2 protein-coding genes are annotated in these 5475 nt (G+C 68.7%); both read left to right on the plus strand.

Annotation, left to right across the window (positions count from 1 at the left end; genetic code table 11):
• Positions 1–433: ABC transporter ATP-binding protein (locus AOK24_RS34425; RefSeq protein WP_159052083.1), on the plus strand; the 433-nt coding region annotated here is incomplete at its 5' end.
• A 164-nt stretch (positions 434–597) separates the two neighbouring features.
• A partial coding sequence (locus AOK24_RS34430) for a LamG-like jellyroll fold domain-containing protein (protein ID WP_159052084.1) occupies positions 598–5475 on the plus strand: 4878 nt, incomplete at its 3' end.

A 5475-nucleotide genomic window follows, 5' to 3' on the forward strand; every position in this document is an offset into this window, starting at 1 on the left:
CATCGGCTTCGTGTTCCAGTCCTTCAACCTCATCCCGACGCTGACGGCCCAGGAGAACGTGGAAACGGCGTTGGTCCCGCTCGGCCTGAAGGTCAAGGAACGCCGCGAACGGGCCGCCGAGGCGCTGGAGTCGGTGGGCCTCGGCGAACGCCTTGCCCACCTCCCCTCGGAGATGTCCGGCGGCCAGCAACAACGCGTCGCGATAGCGCGGGCGTTGGTGAAGAAGCCGAAGGTCCTCCTCGCCGACGAACCCACCGGCAACCTCGACGAAAGCATGCGCGACGAGATCATGGACGTCCTGGAGACCCTCTGGAAGGAACACGGCCTCACCTTCATCATGGTCACCCACGACTCCTCGATCGCGAAGAAGGCGCCTCGCCTGGTGACGATCAGGAAGGGGCGGATCGCGGTGACGGAGAAGGCCACGTCCTGACCCACCTTCGGACACCCCTCGCCGCACCGCGCCGAGGAGTGTCCGTCTTCCCGTGATCGTTACAGGATGATCACAACTCTTGCCCATTGTTCGATTTTGTCTATCTACTAACCCCTCTTGGTTTTTCTTTGGGGGGCTTTATGCGTTTCGTGCGGCCGTTCGCCATGGCTGCCGCCTTGCTGATGACCGGCTCCGCCGGCGTGGAAGGCGCGGTCGCCGCGGAAGCACGCGAACGTTCACGCGTGTTGGCGGCGGATGCACCGGACCAGCTCTGGGGATCCGCCGCCGGACGCGCCCACCGCTCCGCTCCCGGTGACACCTCCGCCGAGGCGGCCGGCGGCGGTACGGGACACAAGCTCTCCACCGGGGAGTTGCCCCTGGCATCCGCCACCTCGTCGATACCTCTCGCCGCACCGGAGCCGGCACTCCCGTCGGCCACCGCGATCTCACCCGACCCCGTGGAACCCGAAGGCTTCGACCCCGGCACCAGCCGTGAGATCCCCTCCGAACGGCAGCGCGCAGCCCGCACGTTCCAGAACACGGACGGCACCTTCACCACCCGGTTCTACGACGAACCCGTCAACTTCCAGGACCCGCAAGGGAACTGGCAGGAGATCGATACGACACTCCAGCCGCGGGTACAGGGCGGACGCTTCGGCCACACCATGAGTACTTCTGCCGGCGGCTGGCAGATCACCGCCGGAGACAGCGAGACCACGTTCGCCGGACACGCCGACGGCACACCGCTCATGTCCCTCAGGACGGGTGAGGGCACGTCCGTCGGCTTCTCCCTCCAGGACGCCGCGCACGTGCCCGGCGAGGCGGACGAGAGCACGATCATCTACCGGGCCGTACGGCCTTCGGCGGACGTACGGTTCGTGGCCGGCGGTACGTCCGTCAAGGAGGTGCTGATCCTCAACGACGTGAACGCGCCCACCGAATGGGTGTTTCCCCTGCACACCCAGGGACTGACCGCACGCAGCGAGGCCACGGGCAGTGTCGCCTTCGTCGACGCCTCCGGCGCGCCCCGGGCCCGCATCCCGGCAGGCTGGATGGAGGACTCCGGCCTCGTCCCCAACTCCAACCAGGGGGAGATCTCCAGTGGCGTCCGCTACGAACTGGTCGACACCGACGGCGGACAGGCGCTGAAGGTCTCCCTGGACAGCGGCTGGCTGAACGATCCGGAACGCGTCTTCCCGGTCAAGGTCGACCCCACGGTGGTCACGGTGACATCGACGGTCGCGTCCTCGGGCACCTACGTGCAGTCCCCGTACGACCAGAACTTCTCGGGTGACACGAACCTCAAGGTCGGCACCTACGACAAGGGCGGTCACAAAGCGGCGGCCTTCCTGCGCTTCAACGGCGTCGAGACCTCGCTGAAGAACGCCTGGGTCGTGGGCGCCAGGCTCGCCCTGTACAACACGTGGTCGTATTCGTGTACGGCCCGCCCGGTGACGGTCCACGCGATCACCTCGAACTGGGCCGAGTCGACGACGTCCACCTACCCGGGCCCTGCCACCGGTGCGGCGCTGGCATCGAAGAGCTTCACCCACGGCTGGCGGCCGGAGGGGCAGTCGTCGTACCCGTGCGGCGCGGCGGCCTGGGAGTCGATCAGCCTGGGAGCGGCGGGCCGCCAGCTCGTCGACGACTGGACGCACGGCAGGAAGAAGAACTACGGCCTGGCCGTGAAGGCGTCCACGACGGACTCCGCGGCATGGAAGAACTTCGGCTCCGACGACTACCCGAACGGCAAGCCGTCCCTCGACGTGACCTGGACCAAGTACGGGGCGACCTACAAGCTCGGGGAATTCGTCACCCCGATCACGGCCACGGCTGAGGGCGCGTTCCGCGTGACCGTCACCAACCGAGGTCAGGAGACCTGGCCGAAGAACGGCAACTACACACTGCGTTACCTCCTGTTCGACGCCGCGGGCAAGGAGATCACGGACACCTCGAAGATCCGCTGGTCCCCGATGCCGGCCGACGTGCCGCCGGGCGCGGCCGTCACCCTCGACGCCAAGATCGCCCCGCTGACCCCGGGCGACTACACGCTGCTGTGGACGATGAACGACAACGGCGCCGCCACCTTCAGCGGAGCGGGCGTCCCGCCGGCCGGGATCAAGTTCTCCGCCGTGAACATCCCGGCGGCGCTGACGCGTGTCGCACCGGCCAGCGGGGCCGTCGTGAACTCGCTGACCCCCACCCTGTGGGCCACCGCGACCGACCGCGACCGCTATCCCAAGACTCTCCAGTACCAGTTCGAGGTCTGCGAGGTCGAGGGCAAGAACACCCGCAAGAACTGCCGGACAGGCCCTCGCAGTACGTCTCAGCAGTGGGCCGTCACGAGCGGCTGGCTGTCCTGGGCGAAGACGTACGCCTGGTACGCGTACGCCTACGACGGAAGCGGTACCTCCACCCGTCCGGGCCCTTCGTTCCTGACCCCGGAAGTGCCGCAGCCCGCGATCACCGGGCATCTCGGAGGAGCCGACGAAGGCGACGAGTTCGAGGAGAGGTCCGGCAACTACGCCACGGCCGCCACGGACGCGGCGATACCGACGGTGGGTCCCGAACTCTCGGTGACACGTACGTACAACTCCCAGGACCCGCGCCAGAAGAACGCGTTCGGCGCGGGCTGGGCTACCCGCTGGGACATGCGAGCCCTCCCGGAGAGCGACGGCAGCGTCCTCGTCACCCTGTCCGACGGCACCCAGGTCCGCTTCGGCCGCAACGCCGACGGCAGCCATACCGCGCCGTCCGGCTCGACCGGCACGCTCAAGGCCGAGGCGGGTGGAGGCTGGACGCTCCGCGACGCGAGCGGCGCTCTGTACACGTTCGACTCCGGCGGACTGCTGACCAGGATCGCCGACGGACACGGCCGGGTGCAGCAACTCGCCTACACCAGTGGTCGGCTGACCAGAGCGACGGACGTCGTCTCCGGACGCTTCCTGGACTTCGGCTGGTCCGGCGGTCACGTCACCACAGTGCAGACCGCCCCCGTCGGCGCCGTCGGCACCGGCCTCACGTGGTCGTACAGCTACGACGGAGACAGACTGGTCAAGGTCTGCCCGCCCACGTCCGCCGCCGCTTGCACTCAGTACATCTATGAGGACGGCAGCCTCTACCGCAGCACTGTCCTCGACGCGAACCCCTCCTCCTACTGGCGCCTGGACGAAGCCGAAGGCGAGAGCGCCGCGAGCCAGGCGGTCTCCCGCACCGGCATGAACGCGGCCCAGTTCCGGGACGTCACCCGGGGCGCGACCGGTGCTCTGGCCGGAACGCCCGACAAGGCGGGCTCCTTCGACGGCACGGACTCCCACCTCGCGCTGCCCGACGACGCCCTGGGCTCCTCGCCGTTCGCCTCGGTGGAACTCTGGTTCCAGACCACCAAGCCCGGCGTGCTGCTCTCCCAGGCCGACGAGCGCATGGAGGATGTCGACCCGACCGTCAGCCAGTCCACCCCGCTGCTCTACGTCGGTACGGACGGCAAGCTGCGCGGCCAGTTCTACTTCCCCGGCACCACCTGGACCCCGCTCACCTCCACCGGCGCGGTCACCGACGGAGCCTGGCACCACGTCGTCCTCTCCGGTGCGGGCACCTCCCAGACGCTCTACCTCGACGGCACGGCGGTCGGCTCCAAGACCGGCGCCATCGACCACCTCGAACAGCGCTACACCTACGTCGGCCTGGGCTGGACCGCTGTGCCCTGGGCGAGCATCGACAAGACCGACAGGCTCGGCCACTTCACCGGCATCGTCGACGAGGTCGCCGTCTACGACCACACCCTCGACACCGCGACGGTCGCTCAGCACTACGCGGCCAGGGGAACCGTCCCGCGCGTCACCAAGGTGACTCTCCCCTCGGGGAGGACCGACGCCGAAGTGACCTACAACGCGGGCACCGAGCGCGTCACCGAGTTCAAGGACTCCGACGCCGGTGTGTGGAAGGTGTCCGCCCCGACGTACTCGGCGGGATCGGCGGCCTACGACACCGCGGTGCGCGGCTCCGGTCCCACCGAGTACTGGCGCCTGGGCGAACGCCGTGGCGTCACCGCGTCCAGCGCTCTGCCCGAGGGCTCGGACGGCACGTACGGGGACGGCGTCGTGCTGGGCACCTTCGGCGCCTTCTCGGACGGCGACGACACGGCCGCCGGCCTGAACGGCGACTCCTACATCCAGGTCGCCGACGGCTCTCTGTCCGGTACGAGCCTGTCGGCCGAACTCTGGTTCCGCACCGACAAGCCGGGCATCCTGCTGACCGAGTCCAACGCGGACATCAGCGAGAACACCGTGCCCTCCCGCGCGACACCGCTGCTGTACGTCGGTACGGACGGCAAACTGCGCGGTCAGTTCTACTCGGAGACGACGAACTGGACACCCCCGGTCTCCAAGAACGCGGTCACCGACGCGCAGTGGCACCATGCCGTTGTCACCGGCTCCGGCACCACCTCCGCCCTCTACGTGGACGGAGTCCTCGCCGGTACGGTCTCCGGCACCATCACCCACCTCGACCAGAGCCAGATCTTCCTCGGCAAGGGCCGCACCGGCTCCCGCTGGACAGCCCTCGACTCCACCGACCCCTGGGGCCACTTCAGCGGCGCCCTCGACGAAGTCGCCTTCTACCCCAAGGCCCTCACCGCAGCCGAGATCCGCGACCACTTCCGCTCCCGCACCGGCATGGTGACCGGTGACAGCCCTCACTACCGCGGTGCCGTAACCGCCGACGCCCCGGCCGGCTACTGGCGCCTGGGCGAGACGTCCGGGACCCAGGCCCACAGCCAGGTCGCGGCCGTCGACGGACAGGGCACCTACACCAACACGGCCCTCGGCGCCGACGGCATCTTCGGCACCGGAGAGAACACCGCCGTCACCTTCAACGGAAACGGCTACGCCGAGATACCGGGCGGCATCCTGCGCGGCTCCACGGACCTCGCCGTCGAACTCTGGTTCAAGACCACCAAGGCCGGCGTCCTGATCGGCGACCAGTCCGCCCCGATGGGCTCCACCGTCACCGGCACTTACGCCCCGCTGCTGTACGTCGGCACG

Origin of the sequence: Streptomyces niveiscabiei, assembly GCF_001419795.1 — a bacterium.
Lineage (GTDB): Bacteria > Actinomycetota > Actinomycetes > Streptomycetales > Streptomycetaceae > Streptomyces > Streptomyces niveiscabiei.